Raw genomic sequence first — 25601 nt, forward strand, 5'->3', positions numbered from 1 at the left:
TCCCGCAGTAAACGCGCCGTCTGGACAACGGGCGCGCCTAGGAGAGAAGGGCCTTACGCAACGATAATGTCGTCGCCGAGGCTCTCTTCTCCGTCGTTATCAGCACCCTCGGTTTCATCCGTTTTAGTTTCATCGCCCTCCGGCTGAGAGTCTGGAGATTCTGCCTCTTCCGGCGTCTCTTCGAACCGACGCTGTGCGGCCCGCGAGGGGACTTGCACGTCGTTCGCGTCTTCGAGTTGTCGGAGTCGCTCTTTCGTCTCGACGAGTTCTTCGGTGAGACCGTTGACTGCTGCTTGGAGTTCTGCAACCTTCGATTCGAGTTCCTCCACCCTATTGCTCATGGGCAAATTACCCGCCGCGAGAGACATAAATGTGCGTCAGACATTCACCGAAAACGTGATACGTGTGCGTGAGTACGGCCGATTCTCGACCGATTCACCCGAAACGAGCGGCGAACTGAGCGAATGGTCCAGTCGAATCAGGTTAGGTGCGACTCGGTTTCGCTCGCGCGGAAGTCGCGGACCGCGTCGAGGTACTCTTCCCGCGTCCGCTTTTCGGCCTTCGCCGCGCGGAGTTGCTCGCGCGCCTCGGGGTCCGTGAGTACGTCGATGAGCGTGCAGGCGGTGAGTTTCGCCGGGACGATGTAGGCCATCTCCTCGTCCACGACGCGGAAGTCGCGGGCGTGGACGGCCCCTTCGAAGCCGCCGGTCCACGGGTGGATTCCCGGCACCAGTTGCGTGATATCGCCCATGTCGGTCGAACCAGCGAGGTGCGGTTGGCCGGGGCTGAGCGCCGTTTCTCCCAGGAGGTCACGGACGTTGTCGTCGTAGGCGTCGATGATGGTCTGGTCCGTCGAGAGCGGCATGTAGCCGGGGAAGTCCTCGATTTCCACGTCGCCGCCGACCGCCATCGCGCCGGAGCGAAGCGCCCGATTCACGGCTTCGTTCGCCTCGCCGACCGCCTCGATGGATTTAGCGCGAACGTAGGACTCCATGGTCACCTCGGCGGGCACGACGTTGACCCCGTCGCCGCCGCGGGTGATAATCGGGTGGACGCGGACGTAGTCCTCGTCGGCGAACGTCTCGCGCAGGGCGTTGACGGCGTTCATGCCGAGCATCGCTGCGTTGAGCGCGTTGACGCCCTCTTCGGGTGCCGCGCCCGCGTGGGACTCGCGGCCGAGGTAGGTGACGAACTTGCCCACGAAGCCGTTCGTGGAGAAGTTGCTCGTGACGACGCGTTCGGGTTCGTCGCTGCCGGCGTGCATCATGACGGCCATGTTCCAGTCGTCCACGTAGCCGCGGCGGATGAGTTCCTGCTTGCCGCCGAAGAACTCGATGTCGCCCGATTCGACGAGAGAGCGGCGGTAGTCGAGGTCCAGATACTCTTCGGCGGGGACGGCGACGAACTCCACGGCCGCGTCGAGACTGTCGATGGCGTCGCCTTCGACCAGTCCGAAGGCCGTGCCGACGAGGTGGGCGAGTTGAGCGTTGTGTCCGCAGGCGTGGACCGCGCCCGTCTCGGGGTCGGCGAGCGGGTGGTCGGGGTTGACGAGCGCGTCGAGTTCGCCGAGGACGGCCGCGACGAACTCGTCGTCCGAATCGTCGCCGTCGTCACCGTTCTCGCCGCCGACGCGAGCGCGGGCGCCGGTGATGGCGAGTTCGGTCTCCACGTCGAGGTCGAGCGATTCGAAGAGCGAGACGACTTTCTTCGTCGTCTCGACTTCCTTGTACCCGAGTTCGGGTTCGGACTGCACGTCTTTGGCGAATTCGATGATGTCGTCGGCCCGGGCGTCGATGGCGTCACACACGCGGGCTTTGAGTTCCGCAACGTCGGCATCGGTCATGCCAGCCAGTTCGCGGCCACCTATTAGATACCTCGCCTGCCGGAAGGGACGGCACTCGACCCTTCCCTCGGCGCGGGCGTTCCCGTTACTCTTTAGCCTCCCGCCGCTAAATCGCGGCCAATGACTGCGCAAGCGCTCGAACAGCGTGAACTTGCCGTCGTTATCGGGTTGGAGGTCCACGTGCAACTCGAGACGGCGACGAAGATTTTCTGTGGCTGTTCGACCGAGCCCGCTGAGGACGAAGAGCCAAACACCCGCGTCTGCCCCGTCTGTCTCGGCCTGCCGGGTGCCCTCCCCGTCCTCAACGAGAAAGCGGTCGAATCCGCAGTGAAAATCGGCAAGGCACTCAACGCCTCAGTGGCCGAAGACACCCGGTTCCACCGGAAGAACTACTACTACCCCGACCTGCCGAAGAACTTCCAGATCACCCAGTACGACGCGCCCATCTGCGCCGACGGGGTGCTCGAAGTCTCCGTCGAGGGCAAGCGCCGCGACATCGGCATCACGCGCGCCCACCTCGAAGAAGACCCCGGCAGCCTCCAGCACAAAGGCGGCAGCATCGACACTGCCGACTACACGCTGGTGAACTACAACCGCGCCGGGACGCCCCTGATGGAAATCGTCACCGAACCGGACTTCCGCAGTCCGCAGGAGACGCGGGCGTTCCTCGCCAAACTGGAAGAGGTACTCGAATATCTCGGCGTGTTCGACGCCACCCGCGACGGCTCGCTCCGCGTGGACGCCAACATCTCGCTCGTCCCCGCCGACGAAGTCGAAGACGACGGCACGATTCCCATCGAGACGCTCGAAGCCGCGAACCGCACCGAGGTCAAGAACATCTCCAGCCACAAGGGCGCAGAGAAGGCGCTGGCCTACGAGGTCACCCGTCAGAAGAACGCCGTCAAGCGCGGCCGCGCCATCGAACAGGAGACCCGCCACTGGGACGAATCCCGCGGCATCACGGTCTCGATGCGCTCGAAAGAAGAGGAGAAGGACTACCGATACTTCGAGGAGGCAGACCTGCCGGCGCTCCAAGTCGCCCACTGGAAAGCGGAGATTCCGATTCCGGAACTCCCCGACGCCCGCCGCGAACGCTTCAGCGAGGAGTACGGACTCGACGAGGAGTCCGCCTCGAAGCTCACCTCCACGAAGGAAGTCGCCGACTTCTTCGAGAACGTCGCCGCCGAGTTCGACGCCGACCTCGCCGCGACGTGGGTCGCCGACAACCTCCTCGGCGAACTCAACTACCGCGACCTCGAAATTACGGACGTGACCGACCGCCTCGACGAGTTCACCCGACTCATCGAACTCGTGGACGCCGACGAGGTGACGACGAAGAACGCCGAGGAGATAATTCTCCGCAAGATGCTCGACGAAGGTGCAGACCCCGATACGGTCGTGGAAAACGAGGGACTCGGGAAGGCCGACGACGACGAAATCGTCGGCTTCGTCGAGGACGCCATCGACGAGAACCCCGACGCCGTCTCGGATTATCACGAAGGCGAGGGCGGCGCGCTCAACTTCCTCGTCGGACAGGTCATGCAGAAGTCGAAAGGCAGCGCCGACCCCGGTACCGCGAACCAGTTGCTCCGCGAGAGACTCGACGAGTAAGCGTCGAGGCGAGTCGGTCGCTTCCGTCGTCCGTTTTTACTGCGTCTTGTGTCGGGCGTACTGTTCGATGATGACGAAGTGCGTCGAACCGCAGGCCGCACACTCGGTCGGTTCCGAATAGTGGAACTCTTCGTCTTCGTGTGTCACCGTGCCCGCGTAGATGACGTGGCAGTTGTCACAGACGTATCGTTCCGGCAACTCTGGGGTATGGGACATAGCCGTACATTCGCGGCCACCATACATGATACTTTGTTGCCATAAAACAGAATGTTCGGTTCGACGGGTGGTCGCTCAGTCGTCGCCCGCCGTCGCTTTCCCCTCGGGCCGGTCCAAGATGCCCTCGCGCCACGTCCCGAGCCGGAACCACGAGACGGCGATGATAAAGGAGCCGACAGCACCCGTCACGAACGCCCACCAGAGACCATCGACGCCCCAGCCGAACCCCGAGATGGACCCGACGACAGGAAGCGAGACTGTCCACGAGAAGGCGACGACGATAGCCACCGGCACGCGGAGAAGCCACCGCGAGAGGATGGAGAGAATCATCGACGCCTTCGTGATGCCCGCGCCGCGGAAGGCACCCTGAATGACCATGACGCCGCCGAAGAACGCCCACGACGGCGCGATGATTCGGAGGAAGGTGATACCCTCGGTGACGACGGCGTCGTCGTCCACGAACAGGCGAATCGCCTCGCCGGGGAACAGGAGGACGAACCCGGCGGCGGCGAAGAGCAAGCCCATGGTCGCGGCGGTGGCCGTCCACGCGACAGAGGCCGCGCGGTCGGGCGTCTTCGCGCCGAGATTCTGGCCGACGCCCGTCGCAGTTGCCTGGCCGACCGCTCCGGAGACGGTCCACGAGACGGACATCAGACGGACGCCCACGCCGTAGGCCGCCGTCGCGGCGGGACCGAACCGAGCGACGAACGCGGCCATCACGACGGCCGAGAAACTCCGCGCCCAGCCGTCGAGCGTCGCGGGGTAACCGATATCGACGAGTTTCGCCAGTCGCTCTCGGTCGGGACGGAGGTCCTCGACGTGGAGTTGGACGCCCCAGTCGCCGCGGAGCAGGATGTAGATGCCAGCGCCCGTCGCAAAGAGGCGCGCGATGAGCGTGGCGATAGCCGCGCCGCGGGTTCCCATCCCGACGATTGGGCCGAAGCCGAGGATGAGAATCGGGTCGAGGACGACGTTGAGTCCGGCGGAGACGACCATGAGCCACATCGCCGTCTTCGTGTCTCCCGCGCCCTGCAACGCCGCTCGAAAGGCGAAGAAGAGGAACGTGAGCGGCAGTGAGAGGAAGATGACCTCGATGTAGGCGAGGGCTTCGGTGTACACTGCGCCTTTCGCGCCGATGAGCGTGAGCAGCGGCGCTCTGAAGACGAATCCGACGACTGCGAGGGCTATCGAAACCGTGAGCGTGAGGAGAATCGTCTGGCCGACGACGTGGTCGGCCTCGCGGTCCTCGCCCGCGCCGACGTGCTGGGAGACGAGCGCAATCGTCGCCGCCGTGATACCCATCGCCGTCGAGATGAACATCCACGTGGTCGGGAACATGAGCGAGACTGCGGCGACTGCCTCTGGGCTTACGCGACCGACCCAGAACACGTCGGCGAGGTTGTAGAGCGTCTGTAAGAGGTTCCCCGCGACGAGCGGCCACGACAGAGTGAGGAGTTTGGGCGCAATCGCCCCCGTCGTCATGTCTACACGCGAGTCCTTCGACACGTCTGTGGGTTGGCTCGAATCGCGTTAAAGGAATTGGGTCGCAATTGCAGAATTAGCGGCGATATTATGATTCCAGAACGCGTACTGGTACCTTCGAATGCGTGCGTCAGTCGGGACTGTCTGTGTCGTCTTCGTCGTCTTTCTCGTAGTCCTCAGCACGCCACTCGGAGCGGTGGTCGTCGCCGGCCAGACCCTGACCGGACAGGAGCCGAACAACGACCCCGCGCGGCCGATGGAAGTCGAGTCCGGGACGACCGTCGAGGGGACGATTACCTACGACTACGACTGGGACACCGGTGAGTACCGCTACATCGACTACGACTACATCGCCGTCTGGGCCGTCGAAGGGCAGTACGTCGAGGCGACGCTCGAGGCGACCGACAGTTGGGGCGAGTTGACCGTCGTCATCACCAACGCGTCGAACGTCGGGATGATTGATCCCGTGACGGTCGAATCGGGCGAGTCGCGGACGCTTCGCGTCGTCGCCCGCGAGACTGGCTGGCACCGCGTCTTCGTCAGCGGCTACTACCCCGGTATCGAAGCCTACGGCGCGGGGTCGTACCGACTGACGCTCGGGGCGACCGACACGCCGGGCGAGACGAATCCGACACCCGAAACCGACGCACAGGTCACCGTCGAGACGGCCGATATCGGCGGGACGAATCTCGGCGAACCACCGCGAACCGGGGGTGGGCTAACGAGTAGCGACTTCATCGAACTCGCGGGCGTCGTCGTCGCCGCACTGGGGCTCGGGTTTAGCTACGTGAAGTACAAACAGCGGCGCGTGAGTTAGCCCCGAGACGAAGCGTAGTGCCCGAGGTGGGGCGTCTAGCTCACCTCTCGCGCGCGAGGTGCGCACCCGTACGCCCGCCCACCCATATACGCGCGTTCTGAGGCTTCTCCGTGAAGAATTCGTCCACGAAAGGTTTAGGACATCCCCCCTCATATCGCCGGGCAATGAGTCGGGGCCCCGAACTTATCATCACGGAGAAGGACAACGCCGCGAGGCGTATCGCCGACATCTTGAGCGGCGAGTCCGCCTCCGCGGAGCGAATGAACGGAGTGAACGTCTACAAGTGGGGTGGCAAGCGCTGTATCGGTCTCTCTGGCCACGTCGTCGGCGTCGATTTCCCACCGGAGTACAACGACTGGCGCGACGTGGAGCCGGTCGAACTCATCTCTGCGCCCGTCGAGAAGCACCCTACCCAAGAGAACATCGTCGCCGCACTCCGGCGACTCGCGCGCCGCGCCAGTAAGGTCACCATCGCAACTGACTACGACCGCGAGGGCGAACTCATCGGCAAGGAGGCGTACGAACTCGTCCGCGACGTGAACGAGGACGTGCCCGTGGACCGCGTGCGCTTCTCCTCGATTACCCAGCGCGAGGTGACCGAGGCGTTCGACAACCCGGACGACCTCGACTTCAACCTCGCCGCCGCCGGCGAAGCACGCCAGATTATCGACCTCATCTGGGGGGCGGCGCTCACGCGCTTCCTCTCGCTTTCGGCCAGGCAACTCGGCAACGACTTCATCTCGGTCGGCCGCGTGCAAGGGCCGACGCTGAAGCTCATCGTGGACCGCGAGCGCGAAATCGAAGCGTTCGACCCGCAGGACTACTGGGAACTCTTCTCGAAACTCACGAAGGACGCCGACGGCGACGCCGAGTCCTTCGAAGCCCAGTACTTCTATCTCGACGACGACGGCACCGAAGCCGAGCGCATCTGGGACGAGGACGACGCGAACGAAGCCTACGAGACGCTCCTCACCGCCGAGGGCGCGGAGGTTTCCGCGGTCAAGCGTCGCACCCGCACCGACAAGCCGCCGGCACCGTTCAACACCACGCAGTTCATCCGCGCCGCCGGGTCTATCGGCTACTCCGCCCAGCGGGCGATGAGCATCGCCGAAGACCTCTACACGGCGGGCTACATCACCTACCCCCGGACCGACAACACCGTCTACCCCGAGGACCTCGACCCCCGCGAACTGCTCGGCGCGTTCGAGGCCGACCGCCGGTTCAAAGACGACGCGAAGAGCCTGCTGGAACAGGAGGAAATCGAGCAGACCGAGGGTGACAACGAGACGACCGACCACCCGCCGATTCACCCGACCGGCGAGTTGCCGAGCGCCTCGGACCTCTCGGCCGACGAGTACGACGTGTACGAACTCGTCGTCCGGCGCTTCTTCGCCACCGTCGCCGAGGACGCCGTGTGGGAGCACCTACGCGTCGTCGCCGAGGCCGCCGGCCTGTCGCTCAAGGCCAACGGCAAGCGCCTGCTCGAAGCCGGCTACCACGACGTGTATCCGTACTTCAACTCCAGCGAGTCGTTCGTCCCCGACGTCGAAGAGGGCGAACTGCTCGCGCTGACCGACACCCACCTCGACGCCAAGCAGACCCAACCGCCGCGTCGGTACGGCCAATCCAGACTCATCGAGACGATGGAGCAGATGGGCATCGGGACGAAAGCGACCCGCCACGACGTGATTCAGAAGCTCTACGACCGCGGCTACATCGAGTCCGACCCGCCGCGGCCGACACGTCTCGCCAGCGCCGTCGTCACCGCGTCCGAAGACTTCGCGCGACTCATCGTCAGCGAGGAGATGACCTCGCAACTCGAATCCGACATGATGGCCATCACCCGCGGCGAGGCCACGCTGGAGGAGGTCACCGCCGAGTCCAAAGAGATTCTCGAAGACGTGTTCGAGGGCCTCATGGAGTCGCGCGAAGAACTCGGCGACCAACTCCAGAAGTCACTCAAGGCCGACAAGACCGTGGGTCCGTGTCCCGAGTGCGGCGGCGACCTCGTGGTTCGAAAGAGCCGCCGGGGGTCGTACTTCATCGGCTGTGACTCCTATCCCGACTGTACGAACACGCTCCCGCTTCCCTCCACTGGCAAGCCCCTCATCATGGAGGACACCTGCGACGAGCACGACCTCCGGGAAATCAAGATGCTCGCCGGACGCAAGACGTTCGTCCACGGCTGTCCGCTCTGCAAGGCCGAAGAGGCAGACGAAGAGGACGACCTCGTCATCGGGCCGTGTCCCGAATGTGGTTCGGAAGAAGGCGGAGAGTTAGCTATCAAACGCCTCCGCTCCGGCTCTCGGCTCGTCGGGTGTACGCGCTATCCCGACTGCGACTACTCGCTGCCGCTCCCCCGCCGCGGCGATATCGAGGTCACCGACGACTCGTGCGACGAGCACGGACTTCCCGAGCTTCGAATCACGTACGACGGCGACCGCGAACCGTGGGAACTCGGCTGTCCCATCTGCAACTACCGCGAGTACCAAGCCCAGCAGCAGGGTGCCGACGACGGCGACCTAGTGAGCATCAAAGGCATCGGCTCGAAGACGGCCGAGAAGCTGAAAGAAGCCGGCTTCGACGACGTGCAATCGTTGAAGGAGGCCGAACCCGACGACATCGCGGCGAAAGTCGAGGGTGTGGGCGCAGATACGATTCGGAAGTGGCAGGCGGCCGCGGACTAGATATCGAGAGCCGCTTTCACCACGTCTTCGAGGTGCGAAGCGACTTCCTTCGCCTGAAGAATCTTAATCGACTGTTGTTGGTCGAGGCTTGTGGTCTCTCTCCCCGGAAGGTCTTGGACGACAAGTAGGCCATTCCACCCGGAACCGACGTAGTTGGTCCCCTCGTCGAACACGAATTCTTCGTCTTGCCGCATGAACGCTAGATATTCGATTGTCTCCCGAATGCCGCGGCGAATCGTCTCTGTTTGCGTCGAGTTTTTTACCTCCGTGATGAGGTATTGCCGCTTGTTCTCCGTCGAGACTTCGAGAAGAATCACGTCAGGGCGACCAGTAACAGTTCGAAACGTTTGTTCTTTGAAATAATTGTTTGCGACTTCGAGTGCAGCCCTGTTGATGAACTCTGTTCGAGTGAGTTCCTCGTCGGGTTTCTCTGGAACGTTGGGCCGAAACGAAAGTCCACTGCCGCCGGAGTTGTCGTGGTAGAGCGTCACCTCACGCGTAATGTTCGAGAGGTGTGCAATTTTCTGTGTTCCACGCTCGATTGGTTTGAGGCGGAACTCGTCGTCTGAAAACGATTCGATTGTCTCGACAAATCTGAAGAGAACGAACAGTTCGAACAACGTATCGTCGTCGTCAGGTGTGATTGCGGTATCCTTCAAGAGGCGTTCGATGGCATCGTGCTGGCCTCGAACTGCCGACTGGTACTGCCGGAGCAATGCCGAAGCTTCACGATAAATTGGCTGTCGTGACGCTTGTGCCCTCTCGAGCATCCGCTCAGTAGGCTCGTACGAACTCGGGTCTCGAATTCGAGAGACGTGGACGTTCCGCTCGAAGATATCGCGCATCGAGTCTGCCAATTTTGTCCCATCGGCCCACTGGTCAGTCACCCAGTCATACTCTCGGGAGAAGTACGGTTCACACTCTTCGAGTGCGCGGTAAATAACCGAGAGCAACGACTTGAGAACGAGATTCTCAGGGATGTCGTAATCCTCTGACCGATGCTGACAGACGAATAGTGTCGGGTCAGAGGGTGCAGATCGAGTTCTCTCTCGAGTCGTCGCGTGCCAATCGACCCGACCGTCGATGCGGCCACGCGAACGGGAGGCGACATTTCGTGTCTGTGTCTTTATGCTCCGAAGTCGCTCGGGAAGTTGTTCGACGAACTCGACGACATCCGGTCGAAGAATAAAGTGCATTCGAACGAGACGATCGAAATCTTCGAACCGCTCGTGAAGGTCGTCACGTGTGAGACTGTTGACGACGTGCCGCTCAGACACTTCGCCGTGCATCACGTAGGTCAAGATGTCCTGCGTGAGCGACGAGAGAAGTTCTTCTCTATCCATTTCGTTGCACGCCGAGAACACTCGCCGCTGCGTTCCAGAGTTTCTGCTCATCGACAGCATTCACACCCGCGATTTTTGCAACGATTGTCTGTCTTCGGGGCACACCCTCTAACTGCGGGAAGATATAGTTTGAGACTGCCTGCGTCAGAAGGATGGTGAGTTCGACGCTATCGATCGAGACGACGTGCTCGAGAATGTCTTTGGCGATTGCCGGCCCGATTGCCCGGTCGTCGACTGCGGTGTTAGTCGCACGCCAAACGTCAGCGACGGCTCGTAAAGCGTCGTCATCAGCAGTGACAGACCATCGGTCGGCGTACTCCGCCAGTAGCTCGATTGCTTCGCCTTCTTCTGCAGGAATCCTCGGTGCCGGAACGTCAATGAATGCAAACCGTCGCATGAATGCGTACGACATCTCGTAGAGCGACGTCTTGTCGTAGGTGTTCATCGTCGCCAGAATACGCCACGATTCGGGCATCACGTAGGTGTGGGTTTTGAGTGTCCCACCGAACTCATCACCGGGGACGACTTCGACTTCAGTTCCGTCGACGGTGTACGGGAGTCGAATGCACTGGCCGGAGAGGAGGGTAAACAGTTGTCCGAACGATTTGTCGATGTCTGCTCGGTTGATTTCGTCGACGACGAAAAGGTCGTTTCGCTGAGTACCCTGTTGTTTGAATCGGCGGAGGACTTGGCCGGGTTCAAAACGAAGACTCTCTCCGTCACTCTGGGACGGCATATATCCTCCCACAGTCTCAAACGTCGACCAATCAGCAGTCGCGGTCGTCAATTGGTACCCAGTGTAGACGTCGTCGTGTGCTGCTGCAAGGTATCGACAAACACGTTCGGCGATTTCTGTCTTTCCGGTCCCCGGCGGACCAGTAAAGATGATGTGCTTTCCCGAATTCAAGGCCGCAGTAATCTGTTGACGTAGTTCCTGTGCTAGCTCACCGGGGAAGTACAGCTCATCGAGAACCTTCGAGGGAATCGAGAGCTCCGGCTCAGCCTGCACGTCGAGAGAAGCACCGGTCACTGGAAGTGTCTGCTGGGCGTCGTCGCGGTCCGTCTGGTCACCATACACGAGCTTCTCGACTGAGCCATAGCGGCCTCGAATACCGCCGAGGCCGAGGTCGTTGAGTTTACTGAAACCCATTACGTACGTGATATCGTGACCGGCATAGTCGTGGAGTTCTGCAGAAGAGAGATCGAGGTCGATTGGCTCAGAGGTGTAGATGATACACGACCACGGTTTTCCCTCCTCGTGGTTTGGCCAAATTTCTCGTCCAAGTGGCTCATTCTTCTCGGTCCCAAGCACCTCGACGGCGACTTCGTATGAACCAGACCGATAGAAAAACAGGAAGTCACCAACATCGATTTTCTTCCACGACCCTTCAACAGATGCTTTTGTTCCCCAAACGTGAACTCGGTCATCGTCAGCAGTCGAGGCAACGTCCGTATACTCCTCTAAATCAACGAGAGAAAGACCATCTCGGACAGTCCGCTCAAAGTTCTCTTGGGCGGCATCATTTCCGTATGGAGCGAGAAAGACCTTCGGGCCATCATATCCCATAACACAGACATTCTACCTACTCTACAAAAACCCTCCTCAAACTCAAATTAGATGACGGGACCAGCGTCTCTGTGATTGCACGCAAACACCAAACTGCAACCTGTCCAGAGTGTGGTCAGTTACTCTGGTATGGAATCAAAAACGATGGCGCTCTGTGGAAAGTCTGGTACAATTGTCCCCCGCGAGGTGGATGTGGATTCGAACGTTTCGTCGGCAGAATTCCGAAGACGGAAGCAGAGAACCCCACTGCTGCGTTCGACCGTGCGGCAATGATGTTTGATGACAACTAAGCCAAATGTGCGATTAAACAGCTAAGAGAGCCACAATTTCCGCACGCTTTTTAGGCCCCCTCCGGCATACCTGCACCAATGAGTCATCCGTGGGAAGACTGGGACCATATTACGAAAATCGACCCTGACAAGGACCTCGTCGAGGGCGAGACGTTCGAAGACGTGTGCCAGACCGGAACCGACGCGCTCGAAATCGGTGGCACGCTCGACATCACCGAAGAGAAGATGGAACGCGTCATCGAAGCGACGGCGAAGTACGACGTGCCAATCTATCAGGAACCGTCGAACCCCGCGGTCGTCATCGACCACGACGGACTGGACGGCTATCTCATCCCGACGGTGTTCAACGCCAGCGACTCCTTCTGGATTACCGGCGCGCACAAAGAGTGGGTTCGCATCGAAGACGGGCTGGACTGGGACCGCACCCACACCGAGGCGTACATCGTGATGAACCCCGACTCCTCCGTCGCGGAGTACACCGACGCCGACACGGACCAGTCGGCCGAAGACGTGGCGTCGTTCGCCCGCGTCGCCGAGAAGATGTTCGGCCAGAAGATCATCTACCTCGAATACTCCGGCACCTACGGCGACCCGGAGAAGGTCCAGGCGGCCCACGACGCGCTCGACGAGGCGACGCTCTTCTACGGCGGCGGCATCCACGACTACGACTCGGCCTACGAGATGGCGAGTCACTCCGACGTGGTCATCGTCGGCAACCTCCTGCACGACGAGGGCGTTGATGCGGTCCGCGAGACGGTCGAGGGCGCGAAGGACGCCAAGGCCGAACTCCTCAACGCCGAATAATCACCAGTTCTCGCTTCTCGTTATGCCGACCCGAGAGCGTCGGGATTCGACTCGGCGTTCGTACGAAGGCTCTCCTGCGAACAGTCAGGCGCACCCCGTCCGAGGAGCGTCGCGGCCGCGACGAGCGTCAGGAAGGAGACGACGGCCGCGAGCACGACACCGACGACTGGGAAGGTCCCGAACAGGACTTCGAGCAGCCGACCACCGAAGCCGACGAGCACCGCGGCGGAGACGACCGTTGCGAACGACGTGTCGAACACGAGCGTTCGCGCGGCCGGGAGCGCAGCGAGAAGCGACCGCTCGTGAGCGACTGCGACCAGCATCGCGGCCGAGACGTACATCCCGGCGAGCGCGGCGAGACCGGCCACCACGAGGCCGGCGACGGCGACCGCCGAGAGGCTGACGTACGAGAGCAGGGTCGGGTCGGCCACGAACGAGAGCGCCGCAAGTCGCGCTCCGGTGAGTTCGAACACGCCAGCCGCGATGGCCACGGCGGGGAGTTGCAGTGCGACGAGAACCGTCGAGAGGCGCGTCCCTTCGACGGCCATGCCGACGAAGTCGTCGAACGCGGGGAGTGAACTCGCGTTCCTCTCGCCACCGCGGACGAGGCGCGCGAGGTAGCCGACGAGGAGCACGCCGGCGAGCGGCGTCGAAAGCGTGGCGAGCGTCAAGAGCACGCCCGCGACGACGGTGTCGAAGGAAGTGTCGTTGGCGAACGGGAGTGCGAATGCGGATTCGAAGTCTGAAGCGTCCATGGTCGAGGCGCAGTGGTCGCGGGTTCGTATATAAACCTCAGCTCGCTGGGTGCGCTACGCAACTCGAAACGACCCTCATTCGTCGCTCGTCTGTTCGCCGTCCCAGTATCCCACCGCCGCTCCGCGCGGGAAGTAGCCGTGGAGCGTTCGTGCGTCCTTGTCGCTGCCGGGGGGAGCACCGCAGAAGACGCCGACTTTGTCCGAGTCGGGATAGACCGCCACGTCGGGGTCGTTCATCGTGGAGATGGCGAGATACCGGAGCGGTTCGTCGCCGTCGTTCTCGATTTGTCGGGCGAACTCCTCGCCCGTCGGGAGCGCGACGTACGTCCCGGGTGAGAGCGAGCAGTCGGCCGCGCCCTCGCGGGTGTGGAGCGTCCCGGTTCCAGAGAGGACGTACACCGCTTCTTCGTTCCCCTCGTGGTAGTGCGTCGGCCACGGGCGTTTTCCGGGCGGGACTTCGTAGAGCGAACACCCGATGTCGCGGCCGCCGGCGAGCGCGCCGAGTTGCTTGCGGCGGAAGGCGAATCGGTCGCCCGTCTCGGCTTCGACCCAGTCGTGGTCGTGCTCGTCGATGGCGCGAGGCGACGGCTCGTCAGCAGTCGGCGTTGGTGAGTCAGCCATACGACACGATTGGTCTCGATAGCCATAGTCGCATGGGACACACTGACAGGAAATGCGGCAGAAAAGCCGCAGTTGTCCAGCAAACCGAAGACACTGTGTTTAAGACCAACGGTCAGGAATCAGGTCGTATGCGAGACCGAACGTACACAGCCGACGCCAAGCCTGGCGAGACGGTTACCGTCGCCGGGTGGGTTCACGAGACGCGTGACCTCGGCGGCATCGCGTTCCTGATTCTGCGGGATACGACCGGCAAGATTCAGGTCAAATTCGAGAAAGACGAGATGGACGACGACCTCGTCGAGACGGGACTCGGCGTCCACCGCGAGAGCGTCATCGAGGTCACCGGCGACGTCGCCGAAGAGCCGCGCGCGCCGACGGGCGTCGAAATCACGCCCGACAGCGTCGAAGTCATCGCCGAGGCCGACCCACAGCTTCCGCTCGACCCGTCGGGGAAGGTCGATGCCGAACTCTCGACGCGCCTCGACAACCGGACGCTCGACCTGCGCAAGGACGAAGTCAAGGCCATCTTCGAGATTCGCGCCGAAGTCCTCCGCGCCGTCCGCGAGGAGTTCCGCAACCTCATGGCGACCGAAATCAACACGCCGAAAATCGTCGCCACGGGTACCGAGGGCGGGACGGAACTGTTCCCCATCACGTACTTCGGCAAAGAGGCGTTCATGAACCAGTCGCCACAGCTGTTCAAGCAGCTGATGGTCGGCTCCGGTCTCGAACGCGTCTTCGAAATCGGCCCGATTTTCCGCGCCGAAGAGCACAACACGCCCCGCCACCTCAACGAGGCGACCTCCATCGACTTCGAGTCGGCGTTCGCCGACCACACCGAAGCGATGGACGTGTGCGAAGCGGTCGTCAAGGCCGCCTACGAGGCAGTCGAAGAGAACTGCCAGGACGAACTCGAAGCACTCGGCCTCGCCGACGAGTTCGAAGCTCCCGAGGGCGACTTCCCGCGTCTCACCTACGAGGAGGCCATCCAGCGCATCAACGCGACGGGCGAACTCGACGAGCAACTCGTCTGGGGCGACGACCTGCCCACGGAAGGCGAGAAGGCACTCGGCGAAGACGTCGGCGAGCACTACTTCATCACCGACTGGCCGAGCGAGATCAAGCCGTTCTACATCAAGGACCACGACGACGACGAGACGCTCTCGACGGGCTTCGACATGATGCACCCGACGATGGAACTCGTCTCCGGCGGCCAGCGTGAACACCGCTACGACAACCTCATCGCCGGCTTCGAACAGCAGGGTCTCGACCCCGACGCGTTCGAGTACTACACGAAGATGTTCAAGTACGGCATGCCCCCGCACGCCGGGTTCGGTCTCGGTGGCGAGCGTCTCATCATGACGATGCTCGGACTTGGGAACATTCGGGAAGCTGTGTTGTTCCCGCGAGACAGACAACGCCTGAGTCCGTAGACGAAGGCGTTTCTGGCGAGCGGGAACTCGTCGGGCGAACGAAGTGAGTCCGACGGTATTCCCACGCGACCGACAGCGTCTGAGTCCCTAGACGAAGACCTGACGGACCAACGAGAGGAGCGTCAGCGACTCTCGTCAGGCCGACAGCGTCTGTCGCCGTAGGCGACGACGCAACACGAGCGTGGGAGCAGCGAGCAAATCTCTGATTTGTGAGTGAGTTCCTGCGCGACCGACAGCGTCTGAGTCCCTAGACGAAGACCTGACGGACCAACGAGAGGAGCGTCAGCTCGTCGGACCGGCAATCACTTTTTAGAATCGCTGGCGTGTGAGTGCAGCGCTCGTCGTGTGAGCGAAGGGCAGATGAGTGAGCTCCTGGTTTGGAGAGAGCTACTCGTCCAGACCGTCACTGTTCGACAGAAATGATAAAACAGTGTTACGAAGAACCTCTCACGAGAGTTCGAGACTCGTCATCTCAAATCTCGCCCCGCCTCGTTCACCTTCTGTAGCAGTAATTTCGCCGCCATGTGCATCGATGACTTCTCTGACGAGTGCGAGTCCGAGGCCAGTGCCGTCGGTCGAGTACCCGAGTTTGAACACTGCGTCTCGTTTGTCGGCCGGGATTCCACACCCGTCATCTTCAACGTAGACACCAGCACCATCCGCTATCGGCCCAACGCGAACAGTGAGACGACCCTCAGTGTGTTCAATTGCATTCCGGAAGAGGTTCTCGAACACGTTTCTGAATAGGCCACGGTCAACGTGAATCGTCACGTCACCCGTGACGACTAACTCAGCCCCATCTGTCGCCATTGGCTGCCAGCAATCGCTGGCAATCGCCGCGAGCGAGAGCGGTTCGCGGTCCAGAGAACCGTAATCGAGGCGAGCGAGAGCGAGGACATCGTCTGTCAGTTCGGCCATCCGCGAGAGTGCGTCGGAAACCGTGTTCAGGTTCTTGCTCTCCCTCTCTTGTTGTTCGATCTGAAGCCAACCGTTTGCGATATTGAGCTGGTTCTGAAGGTCGTGGGAGAGGAAGTTAGTGAACACTTTCAGCCGCTCGTTTGTGCGCTCCAACTCCTTTGTACGTTGTTTACGCTCGGTGATGTCACGGACGAACCCCGCAATAGCGAGTAGCTCATCACCCTCGTAGACGGGTCTTCCTTCAACCCAGACGTAGCGCAACTCTGCGCTGTTGTTCTCGGGGATGACCCGGAACTCTTGTTCAGTGTGCTCGCCGCGTGAGAGCTTCTCCATTCGCTCTTTCACACCGTTCCGGTCTGCGGGGTGAACACCCTCGAGGAAACTCGTTGGGTTCGATTGTAGCGAACTCACTGGTCGGCCCCAAATCTTCTCGTAGATGTCGTCTACGTACTTCAACTCGCTCCAATCAGGAGAGAACATAAAGAACACATCGGGGTCTCTCTGCGCGAAGTTACTGAACAACCGCTCAGACTCTGTTTCGCTCTGGTCCCACACCATGCATGAGACGATAAAAGTAACTAAGCGGTATCAAATATTGGGAATGCAGCAACCAAAACACCACAATTAGTGACATATAGAGGCCATACTGGTTCGAAAAGCCACAATTGTGAATGATGTTCCCACACACGACTCGGAGTGTAGACACAGCCCCGTTTAGAACAGGCTCGATACCAGGGCGACAACGATTACGTCGTCGGAGAGAGAACACTTAACGTGGAAACCTCGCCGCGCAAAGAGACAATGAACGATATCGAACGCACCGTGAAAACCGTCGTCGAAGCGGACGAAGAAGACGAATCACCGCTCGAAGAACTGGTCGCGGGCGTCGTGATGGCGCTCGTCTTCCTCGTCGGGTTCGGCCTCCTCGCGCTCGGCAACCCGTGGTTCTGGATTGCGTTCCCGGTCGGCTTTGCGGGCGTGCTCCCCGCGGCCATCGCACTGGTGAGAATCTACGAGTCTCGACGGGAGGAAGCGGAGTCCGAGAAGGCCGACGAGACGGAAGACGCGCTCGAAACACTCCGCCGGCGCTACGCGACGGGCGAACTCTCCGAAGCAGAGTTCGAACGAAAGGTCGAGCGCCTGCTGGAGACCGAAACCGTCGCCGACGCCCGCGAGACGAACGAGTCGCGGCGGACGGCACGCGAGAACGAGTCGGTCGAATACGAGCGTTCCTGACCTCGATTCGACACGAACGACCGCGACGAAACGCAACACCGATACCTGACCCTACTCGTAGAAAGACCGATGAGTGACGACGCGACGGCGTTCGTTCCGGGCCACATCACGGGCTTTTTCAGCGCACATCCGGACGACGACGCATCTCTCGCCGGGTCGCGCGGTGCTGGCGTGACGCTCTCCCAGGGCGTGGCCGTGACGGTCGAATCCGCCTCTGAGTCACGCGTCCGCCTCGACGGTGAGGACGTGTCGATGCCGCCGGTCGAAGACGTGTTGGATTCGCTCGACGTGACCGCGACCGTTCGCGCGGAAACCGACCTCCCGCTCGGCGCGGGGTTCGGCGTCTCGGGTGCCATGTCTCTCGGAACCGCACTCGCCGCGAACGCCGTGTTCTCCTGCAAGCGCTCCGAGAACGACCTGATTACGCTCGCCCACGAGGCGGAAGTCCGCGCCGGAACCGGTCTCGGCGACGTGGTCGCACAGGCGCGCGGCGGCATCCCGATTCGCGTCGAACCCGGCGCGCCCGCCCACGGCACGATGGACGGCATCCCGGCCCGCCCGCGTATCGAGTACGTCGCCTTCGGCGGGCTTTCGACCGCAGAGATTCTATCAGGCGATACGACCGCACTGACCGCGGCGGGCGAGGCGGCGCTCGAACATATCCGCGACGAACCGACGCTCGACCGATTCATGCAGGAGTCGCGGCAGTTCGCCCGCGACGCAGGGTTGCTCACCGAACGCGTCGAGTCCGCCATCGGCGACGTCGCGGATGCGGGCGGGAGCGCCGCGATGGCGATGCTCGGCGAGACGGTGTTCGCCGTCGGAACGGGCCTCTCCGACGCCGGATACGACCCCGTCGTCTGCGACGTGCACCCCGCGGGCGCGACGTTGAATCACGAGTAGCCGGCCGGGTGCTGTAAGCCAGTCGAGTGCAGGCGATTCCGGATGGGAAACTGAATTATCCTCGGAGCGAAGAAGCACGACAATGAGCGATATCGAGATTCCCGAGAGCCACCCACGCTACCAATCGTTGCTCACCCGCCACCGAATCGAAGAGGGCGTGGAGAACGGAATCACGAGTAAACAGGGACTCATCGCGCAGGGCCGCGGCGAGGCGTTCGACTACCTGCTCGGCGAGCGAACCATCCCGAGCGCCGACGAGGCAGAACGGGTCGCGGCGGCCTACCTCCTTCTCGCCGACCATCCCGTCATCTCGGTCAACGGCAACGTCGCCGCACTCTGCCCCGAGGAGATGGTCGAACTCGCCGAAGCGGTCGGTGCGGACCTCGAAGTCAATCTGTTCAACCGAACCGACGAACGCATGGAAGCAATCGTCTCGCACCTCCGCGAACACGGTGCCGAGGAGGTGAAAGGCCTGACTGCGGACGGTCGCATTCCCGGCTTGGACCACGAACGTGCGAAGGTCGATTCGGACGGCATCGGCAGCGCCGACGTCGTGGTCGTCCCTCTCGAAGACGGTGACCGCGCGGAAGCCCTCGGCGAGATGGGCAAGACCGAACTCGTCATCGACCTCAATCCCATGTCTCGGTCCGCGCAGACGGCCACCGTCCCAATCGTGGACAACGTGATTCGCGCACTCCCGAATATGACGAAGCACGCCCGCGACCTGAACGGAGCATCCCGCGAAGAACTCGAAGCCATCATCGACGCGTTCGACGCCGAGGCGGCGCTCGAAGCCGCAGAAAGAGCGATTCGCGGCGGCGACATCGACTGACGATCCGCTTGTTTTTTTCGGCGGTACCCGTAACGTGGGACGATGGAGCGATTTCACGTCTACCACTCGTGTCTGATACTCGTCGGGGTGGTGTTCGCATCGATGGCGCTCACGACGCTTGCGAGCGAGGCGGTGAGCGTCCCCGCGGTCGTCCAAGCCGTCTGTGGACTCGTATTGGTTGGCGCTTCGGGGTACGAACTCAACCAACGGTCGCCGTCGGAGTTCGACGTGGGACCCGTCGGCTTCTGGGCCGTCGTCGCCGGGACGGTTGGACTCCTCGCACTGGTCGTGATTTAATCGAACCCGCTCACCAACACCGCGAGCCACTGCGCCGAGTCGCGGTGGCGACGGACCTCGATGCGTTCTATCCACTTGACCCACTGGAACCCGCGACGATTCGGCGCGACCAGCCGCACGGGAGCGCCGTGCCCGTGTGAAAGCGGTTCGCCGCCGACGTGGGTCGCCAGCAGCATTCCGTCTCCTTCCTCGATGGGGAACGACCACCGAAACCCCGTCACCGACCTGACTGTCACCCACCGTGCCGACGAGTGAACACCGGCCGCAGAGAGCACCTCGCCCAGTCTGAGACCGGACCACTCCTGTTCGGTGTACCAGCCGCTCGTACAGTCGAGGAGCGTGGTCTGCGAGTGGTCGGAAGTCAGGTCCGCGGCGTCGAGCGAGACCGGCGAATCGACCAGTCCCGTAATCCAGAGTTCCCACGAGTCGGTGTCGATTGGGTCAGGGTCGTCTGAGACCCAACTCGTGACCGGAAACGCGTCGTTGCCCTCGCCCTCGGGCAGTGGCCGAGAGCCTGTGAACCGCCGACTCGCGCCTCGAACCTCGCCGACGGCTTCAGTCGCGCGGTAGGCGAGCGCGCCGAAGACGAGTAACCCTCCGTACTGGAGGGCGCGACGGCGACCCGCGAAATCAGCCTTTGTGGGCGTTCGAAACCGCGAGCGGAGGTGGACGAGGAGGACCGGAATCACGAGGAGACCGAAGCCGATGTGGACGTTGAGAAGCGTCCAAAACGCGATACGCACCTCGAATCCCGCGACCCACGCGATGCCGGTTCCGAGTGCGAGGAGCACAACGAGAGCGAGCAGGACCGAGACGGGTGTGTTGCGGTCGTGGAGTCGTGAATCGAGGACTCTGTGGCGGACGCGGTAGAGTTTGAAGCCCACGAGCGCGACGAGCGTGAGTCCGGCGACGCCGTGGGCGACGAAGAGGAGACCGTTCGCCGGGTGGCCAGCGCCGAGGCTCAGCGTCCCCGAGAGGGCTTCGAAGAGCGTGAGCAGGAGGATACTCCAATCGACCGCGCGGGGCGGCGGTTCGACCCGTCTGCGGAGCGATTCGAGTCGGCCCATGTGGTGTACTATCAATCGGGCGGGCAAGAAGGCGTCGCGGAGGGGAATCGGAGAATCCGATGTCGCAAACGGCGTCGGCCGTTGACGCCGACGTTGATACGTCTCGTGCACGTGTACTGTATATGGAGTTCGCAATCTGGTGGGAGATGGGACCCGAGTGGAACGGCGACAACAGCCTCGACGACGAGCGTCATCGAGCGCTCGCGCTGTGGGCCGCCGACTGTGCCGAACACGTGCTCCAGTTTTTCGAGGGGGAACGACCGGACGACGACCGACCGCGAGACGCAATCGAGGCGACCCGTGCGTGGCACCGCGGCGAGGTGGCAGTCGGCGAGACGAGAGCGTACGCCCTCGCGGCACAGGCCGCCGCCCGCGACGCAGGCACGACCGCCGCGAGCGAGGTCGCTCGCGCCGCCGAACACGCTGTCGGAGCCGCCGAGGTCGATAGACACGCCAAGGCCGCGGCGAATTACGCGATAAAAGCCGCTGTCGCCGCCAATCCTCGGGACGAACGTGCTGCCGAAACCGAGGCGAACTGGCAGATGGGACAGCTACCGTCGGACCTCCGTGCGGTCGTGTTCCTCGAAGAACGGGCGAAGTGAGAAGCGTTCGCCGTAGAAGAGTCCGCGGTCAGTCGTCCGCGAGTGCCGGTGCGAGTTCCGCAGGCAGGCGGTCGCGGTCGTGCGCCTCGTCGAAGTCGAGGTCCGGGCCGACCGCGTAGATGCGCTTGGGGTTGATGTCGTCGTGGCTGACGAAGTAGTGACGGATGATGTGGTCCATGTTGACCGTCCCTTCGACCCCGGGCAGTTGGTAGAGTTCCTTCGTGTAGTTCCAGAGGTTGTCGTACTCGTGGATGGCCTTCTTGTTACACTTGAAGTGGGTGTGGTAGACGTGGTCGAAGCGAATCAGCGTCACGAACATGGCGACATCGGCTTCGGTGAGTCGGTCGCCCGCGAGGAATCGCTGGTCGTCCAAGACTTCCTCCCAGTGGTCGAGCGCGTCGAACAACTCGCCGACGGCGTTCTCGTAGGCTTCTTGAGTCGTTGCGAACCCGGCGCGGTAGACCCCGTTGTTGATGGGTTCGTAAATCTCGTCGATGAGGCGTTCCACCTCGTCCTCGTACCCGTCGGGGTTGAGGTCCACGTCGTTCTCGGCGAGGGGGTCGAACGCCTCGTCGAGCATGCGCATGATTTCGCGCGACTCGTTGTTGACGATGGTCTCGCGCTCTTTGTCCCAGAGGACGGGGACGGTGACGCGTCCGGTGAACTCGTCGTCCGCGCGGGTGTAGATGTCGCGGAGGTACTCCTCGCCGTAGAGTGGGTCCGGCAGGTCCTCGGAGAACTCCCACCCGTCGTCGATGCGGACGGGTTCGACCAGCGAGAGCGAAATCGCGTCTTCGAGACCCTTCAGCGCGCGCGTCATCGCCGTGCGGTGTGCCCACGGGCACGCCCGACAGATGTAGAGGTGATACCGGTCGGCCTCGACGGGGAAGCGGTCGTCCTCGCCGACCCAGTTGCGGAAACTGGTGGTCTGTCGCTCGAACTCGCCGTCGTCGTTGGTGGCGACGAACTTGTCAGTGCGCCACTCGCCGTTGTAGAGCATATTCATGCGGATGCGACCTCAGGTACCTCGTTCGTTAGGGACTCGGAGACAAAAAGAGACAGGCGACACCGGTGTAACCGGGGGACGAACCCACATCCGCGAGCGATAGACGTTCACCCGTCGCCGACAGTCACACACGAGAGAAATTGACAAACGAGTGATTTTCAAGCGTTTCGGTGCAGTAATGCCGACAATTTGCACAACAATGATTATAGTTTGTGATGATTCTGTACTGAGGTATGGTAGTAATTGACATCGAAACGGAAGAGGGACAGCGAGAGGCGCTCAAGCGGATGATGACCATCCGTGCGTTCGATACGAAAGCTGGTGAGTTATTCGCGGATGGCGAACTCCCGGGCTTCGTACACCTGTACGTCGGCGAGGAGGCGGTCGCCGTCGGCGCGTGTTCCGCCTTAGAAGACCAAGACTACATCACGAGCACCCACCGAGGCCACGGTCACTGCATCTCGAAGGGGCTGGACCCGCAACTGATGATGGCCGAGTTGTACGGCAAGCGAGACGGGTACTGCAACGGCAAGGGTGGCTCGATGCACATCGCGGACGTGGATGCTGGCATGCTCGGCGCGAACGGTATCGTCGGCGCGGGGCCGCCGCTGGCGACAGGTGCCGCACTCACCTCGAAACTCAAGGGCGAGGATACGGTCGCACTGGCGTTCTTCGGCGACGGCGCAGTCGCCCAAGGACAGGTCCACGAGGCCATCAACATCGCCGCGACGTGGGACCTCCCGGCGGTGTTCGTCGTCGAGAATAACCAGTACGGCGAGGCGACACCCGTCGAGAAACAGCACAACGTCCAGAACCTCAGCGAGACCGCAGAGGCGTACAACATCCCCGGCTTCACCATCGACGGGATGGACATCACCGCCGTCTTCGAGGCGGTGAAAGAGGCGCGAAAGCGGGCCGCAGAGGGCGAGGGTCCGACCCTCATCGAAGCCGAGACCTACCGATATCACGGCCACTTCGAGGGCGACCAACAGCCCTACCGCACCGAAGAGGACGTCGAAGTGTGGCGCGGCCGCGACGCAATCGAGTCGTTCAAAGAACGTCTCATCGACGCCGGCACCATCACCGAAGAAGAGTTCGACGAACTGCAAGCCGACATCGAGGCGGAGATCGACGCCGCCGTCGAATCGGCGAAAGCAGCAGACTACCCCGACCCAACCGAGGCCTACGAAGATATGTTCGACGCGACAGTCCCAGAGATTAGTCAGTTCTCCAGCCAGATGCGGGCCGACGGGGGTGAGGTACGATGAGCACCGAATCCGCCCCGGGCACAGGACCTGAACAGACCAAAGAGATGACCGTCCGCGAGGCGATTCGTCTCGCACTCCGCGAGGAACTCCAGAACGACCCCGACGTGTTCCTCATGGGCGAAGACGTGGGTCGCTTCGGCGGCGTCTTCGAAGTCACGGGTGACCTCGTAGACGAGTTCGGCGAGGACCGCGTCCGCGACACGCCAATCAGCGAAGCCGGGTTCATGGGTGCCGCCGTCGGCGCGGCCGCGACGGGCACGCGCCCGGTCGTCGAAATCATGTTCGCCGACTTCATCGGCGTCTGTTCGGAGCAGATTCTGAACCAGATGGCGAAGAACCGCTACATGTTCGGCGGCAAGACGGAGATGCCCGTCACGGTCAGAACGACCGAGGGCGGCGGCATGGGTGCCGCGAGCCAGCACTCCGGGACGCTCCACACGTGGTTCGCCCACCTGCCCGGCGTGATGGCCGTCGCACCCGGCAGTCCCGCCGGTGCGAAGGGCCTTCTCAAATCGGCCATCCGGTCGAACGACCCCGTCATCGTCTTCGAGAACAAGATGATGTACGAACAGCGCGGCGAGGTCCCGGTAGACGAGAACTTCACCATCCCGCTCGGCACGGCGAGCGTCGAACGCGAGGGCGAGGACGTGACCGTCGTCGCCACGCAGCGGATGGTCAAAGAGTCGCTCGACCTCGCGGAGGAACTCGACGGCGAGACCGACATGGAGGTCATCGACCTGCAATCGCTCTACCCGCTCGACACCGACACGCTCGTCCAGAGCGTGAAGAAGACCGGCCGTCTCGTCATCGCCGACGAGAGTCCGCTCTCCTACGGGACGCACGCCGAGGTTGCGACACGCGTCATGGAGAACGCGTTCTACAGCCTCGACGCGCCGATTCAACGCGTCGGCGTCGCCGACGTGCACATCCCGTTCAGTCCGGCGCTCGAAGAGGAAGTCCTCCCGAGCGCCTCGGACGTGGAAGCCGCCATCAACAGAGTCGTGTAAGTGGCGACGACCGTTGGACTCGTCGTCAACCCGGCCGCCGGACGCGACATCCGGCGGCTGACTGGCGGCGCGAGCGTCAGTAACAACTACGCGAAGCGACGAACCGCTGGCTGTGTCCTCGCCGGACTCGGCGTCTGCGACGACATCGACGTTCGCATCATGCCCGACAACGCGGGGCTGGCGAGTCGCATCGTCGAAGACGCGCCGGACGGACTCGATATCGAGCCACTCGAGATGCCCGTCAGCGCATCGAACAGAGACAGTCGCAACGCCGCCGCACGCTTCAACGACATCGCCGACGCCGTGGTCGTCCTCGGCGGCGACGGGACGACCAGAGACGTCGCCCAGACGATTGGCGACGTGCCCGTGGTGAGCATCTCCACCGGGACGAACAACGTGGTTCCGACGCCCGTCGATGGCACCGTCGCTGGCGCGGCCGCGGCGTTCGTCGCAACCGGCGTCGTCCCGGCCGACGAGGCGACGATGACCCACGGAACGGTCGTCGCGGAAGTCGATGACAACCACGGCGAAGACACGATTCGCGGCCTGGCGACCGTCGGCGTCCTCGCCGACCCCTTCATCGGGACGCGCGCTATCCTCGACCCCTCCCACATCCTCGGCGGGGTCGTCTCGCGCGCGTCACCGACCGAAATCGGCATCTCGGGAATCGCCGGCGCGCTCGTCTCGCTCCGCCCCGACGAACCCGGTGGTGTCGGATTCAGACTCTCGCGGGAAGGAACGACCGAAACCGTCGCTCGCGCGATTACGGTTCCCGGCGTGCTCTCACGAATCGACGTGGCCGACTACCGCGTCCTCGAAGCGGCCGAACCGTACACCTTCGAGGTCGAACGCGGCGTCGTCAGCGTCGATGGCGAGCGCGAGCGAGAGGTCACAGAGGGCCATATCTCGCTTCGTCCCGAATCGGTCGGCCCGCGACTGGTCGAAATCGACACCGTGGTCGAACGAGCGGCCCGAGAGGGCCACTTCGTCGAGTGA

General features: G+C 62.5%; 24 protein-coding genes. 13 read left to right on the forward strand and 11 right to left on the reverse strand.

Going from position 1 to position 25601, the window contains the following annotated elements; translation table 11 throughout:
- Positions 1-53 precede the first annotated feature (53 nt).
- Together ACFQJC_RS12965 and ACFQJC_RS12970 are read right to left on the reverse strand one after the other, a co-directional pair.
- Complete coding sequence (locus ACFQJC_RS12965) at positions 54-341, reverse strand: DUF7518 family protein (RefSeq protein ID WP_390224132.1); 288 nt, start codon at positions 339-341, stop codon at positions 54-56.
- Positions 342-478: 137 nt separating this feature from the next.
- Positions 479-1843: an amidohydrolase gene (locus ACFQJC_RS12970; RefSeq protein ID WP_390225621.1), complete on the reverse strand. Its 1365-nt coding sequence runs from the start codon at positions 1841-1843 to the stop codon at positions 479-481.
- 120 nt (positions 1844-1963) lie between these two features.
- Between ACFQJC_RS12970 and gatB the strand changes: the two genes are divergently transcribed.
- Positions 1964-3454 (forward strand): Asp-tRNA(Asn)/Glu-tRNA(Gln) amidotransferase subunit GatB, encoded by a 1491-nt coding sequence (gatB, locus tag ACFQJC_RS12975; protein ID WP_390224134.1) that lies wholly within the window; start codon positions 1964-1966, stop codon positions 3452-3454.
- 36 nt (positions 3455-3490) lie between these two features.
- Here the strand turns inward: gatB and ACFQJC_RS12980 are convergent, their stop codons facing one another.
- Complete coding sequence (locus ACFQJC_RS12980) at positions 3491-3670, reverse strand: hypothetical protein (RefSeq protein ID WP_390224136.1); 180 nt, start codon at positions 3668-3670, stop codon at positions 3491-3493.
- Between the two features lie 75 nt (positions 3671-3745).
- Positions 3746-5176 carry an MATE family efflux transporter gene (locus tag ACFQJC_RS12985; RefSeq protein ID WP_390224138.1) on the reverse strand — a complete coding sequence of 477 codons (1431 nt, stop codon included), beginning with the start codon at positions 5174-5176 and terminating at the stop codon, positions 3746-3748.
- A 97-nt stretch (positions 5177-5273) separates the two neighbouring features.
- Between ACFQJC_RS12985 and ACFQJC_RS12990 the strand changes: the two genes are divergently transcribed.
- Positions 5274-5969, forward strand: coding sequence for a hypothetical protein (locus tag ACFQJC_RS12990; protein ID WP_390224140.1), 696 nt, complete (start codon positions 5274-5276; stop codon positions 5967-5969).
- 164 nt (positions 5970-6133) lie between these two features.
- A complete protein-coding gene (locus ACFQJC_RS12995; protein ID WP_390224142.1) occupies positions 6134-8656 on the forward strand; it encodes a DNA topoisomerase I in 2523 nt (840 codons plus the stop codon).
- Here ACFQJC_RS12995 and ACFQJC_RS13000 read toward each other — a convergent pair.
- Both ACFQJC_RS13000 and ACFQJC_RS13005 read right to left on the reverse strand, forming a co-directional pair.
- Complete coding sequence (locus ACFQJC_RS13000) at positions 8653-9501, reverse strand: hypothetical protein (protein WP_390224144.1); 849 nt, start codon at positions 9499-9501, stop codon at positions 8653-8655. The genes ACFQJC_RS12995 and ACFQJC_RS13000 overlap by 4 nt on opposite strands.
- A 490-nt stretch (positions 9502-9991) precedes the next feature.
- Positions 9992-11566, reverse strand: coding sequence for an AAA family ATPase (locus tag ACFQJC_RS13005; RefSeq protein WP_390224146.1), 1575 nt, complete (start codon positions 11564-11566; stop codon positions 9992-9994).
- A 368-nt stretch (positions 11567-11934) separates the two neighbouring features.
- On the opposite strand from ACFQJC_RS13005, the gene ACFQJC_RS13010 reads away from it, so the two are divergent.
- Positions 11935-12660, forward strand: coding sequence for a phosphoglycerol geranylgeranyltransferase (locus ACFQJC_RS13010; protein WP_390224148.1), 726 nt, complete (start codon positions 11935-11937; stop codon positions 12658-12660).
- Positions 12661-12680: 20 nt separating this feature from the next.
- On the opposite strand, the gene ACFQJC_RS13015 is transcribed toward ACFQJC_RS13010, so the two are convergent.
- Positions 12681-13415 carry a DUF4013 domain-containing protein gene (locus ACFQJC_RS13015; protein ID WP_390224150.1) on the reverse strand — a complete coding sequence of 245 codons (735 nt, stop codon included), beginning with the start codon at positions 13413-13415 and terminating at the stop codon, positions 12681-12683.
- A gap of 75 nt (positions 13416-13490) precedes the next feature.
- Complete coding sequence (locus ACFQJC_RS13020; protein WP_390224152.1) at positions 13491-14036, reverse strand: cupin domain-containing protein; 546 nt, start codon at positions 14034-14036, stop codon at positions 13491-13493.
- Positions 14037-14164: 128 nt separating this feature from the next.
- On the opposite strand from ACFQJC_RS13020, the gene aspS reads away from it, so the two are divergent.
- On the forward strand, positions 14165-15469 hold the full coding sequence (gene aspS, locus ACFQJC_RS13025) for an aspartate--tRNA(Asn) ligase (RefSeq protein ID WP_390224154.1): 1305 nt from the start codon (positions 14165-14167) through the stop codon (positions 15467-15469).
- A gap of 447 nt (positions 15470-15916) precedes the next feature.
- Here aspS and ACFQJC_RS13030 read toward each other — a convergent pair whose 3' ends face one another.
- On the reverse strand, positions 15917-16945 hold the full coding sequence (locus ACFQJC_RS13030; protein ID WP_390224156.1) for a sensor histidine kinase: 1029 nt from the start codon (positions 16943-16945) through the stop codon (positions 15917-15919).
- 243 nt (positions 16946-17188) lie between these two features.
- Between ACFQJC_RS13030 and ACFQJC_RS13035 the strand changes: the two genes are divergently transcribed.
- From ACFQJC_RS13035 to ACFQJC_RS13050, 4 genes are all read left to right on the forward strand, one after another.
- Positions 17189-17623, forward strand: a complete 435-nt coding sequence (locus tag ACFQJC_RS13035; RefSeq protein ID WP_390224157.1) for an SHOCT domain-containing protein — start codon at positions 17189-17191, stop codon at positions 17621-17623.
- Positions 17624-17692: 69 nt separating this feature from the next.
- The gene (locus ACFQJC_RS13040) at positions 17693-18526 is read left to right on the forward strand and encodes a pantoate kinase (protein ID WP_390224159.1); all 834 of its coding nucleotides are present in this window, start codon (positions 17693-17695) and stop codon (positions 18524-18526) included.
- Between the two features lie 82 nt (positions 18527-18608).
- Complete coding sequence (locus ACFQJC_RS13045) at positions 18609-19358, forward strand: 4-phosphopantoate--beta-alanine ligase (protein WP_390224161.1); 750 nt, start codon at positions 18609-18611, stop codon at positions 19356-19358.
- 42 nt (positions 19359-19400) lie between these two features.
- Positions 19401-19655 (forward strand): hypothetical protein, encoded by a 255-nt coding sequence (locus tag ACFQJC_RS13050; RefSeq protein WP_390224163.1) that lies wholly within the window; start codon positions 19401-19403, stop codon positions 19653-19655.
- Here ACFQJC_RS13050 and ACFQJC_RS13055 read toward each other — a convergent pair.
- On the reverse strand, positions 19652-20722 hold the full coding sequence (locus tag ACFQJC_RS13055) for a molybdopterin-dependent oxidoreductase (protein WP_390224164.1): 1071 nt from the start codon (positions 20720-20722) through the stop codon (positions 19652-19654). The genes ACFQJC_RS13050 and ACFQJC_RS13055 overlap by 4 nt on opposite strands.
- Before the next feature lie 122 nt (positions 20723-20844).
- Here ACFQJC_RS13055 and ACFQJC_RS13060 point away from each other — a divergent pair, with 122 nt between their 5' ends.
- Positions 20845-21324: a putative immunity protein gene (locus ACFQJC_RS13060; RefSeq protein ID WP_390224166.1), complete on the forward strand. Its 480-nt coding sequence runs from the start codon at positions 20845-20847 to the stop codon at positions 21322-21324.
- A 28-nt stretch (positions 21325-21352) separates the two neighbouring features.
- Here ACFQJC_RS13060 and ACFQJC_RS13065 read toward each other — a convergent pair whose 3' ends face one another.
- The gene (locus ACFQJC_RS13065; protein ID WP_390224168.1) at positions 21353-22330 is read right to left on the reverse strand and encodes a glutathione S-transferase family protein; all 978 of its coding nucleotides are present in this window, start codon (positions 22328-22330) and stop codon (positions 21353-21355) included.
- A 233-nt stretch (positions 22331-22563) separates the two neighbouring features.
- Between ACFQJC_RS13065 and ACFQJC_RS13070 the strand changes: the two genes are divergently transcribed.
- Genes ACFQJC_RS13070 through ACFQJC_RS13080 form a run of 3 tightly spaced genes read left to right on the forward strand, consistent with a single transcriptional unit; the run spans position 22564 to position 25601 of the window.
- Positions 22564-23598, forward strand: coding sequence for a thiamine pyrophosphate-dependent dehydrogenase E1 component subunit alpha (locus tag ACFQJC_RS13070; RefSeq protein ID WP_390224169.1), 1035 nt, complete (start codon positions 22564-22566; stop codon positions 23596-23598).
- Complete coding sequence (locus ACFQJC_RS13075; protein WP_390224171.1) at positions 23595-24605, forward strand: alpha-ketoacid dehydrogenase subunit beta; 1011 nt, start codon at positions 23595-23597, stop codon at positions 24603-24605. Before ACFQJC_RS13070 ends, ACFQJC_RS13075 begins: the two co-directional genes overlap by 4 nt.
- Positions 24606-25601, forward strand: a complete 996-nt coding sequence (locus ACFQJC_RS13080) for an NAD(+)/NADH kinase (protein WP_390224173.1) — start codon at positions 24606-24608, stop codon at positions 25599-25601.

Origin of the sequence: Haloferax namakaokahaiae (genome assembly GCF_042663225.1) — an archaeon.
Lineage (GTDB): Archaea > Halobacteriota > Halobacteria > Halobacteriales > Haloferacaceae > Haloferax > Haloferax namakaokahaiae.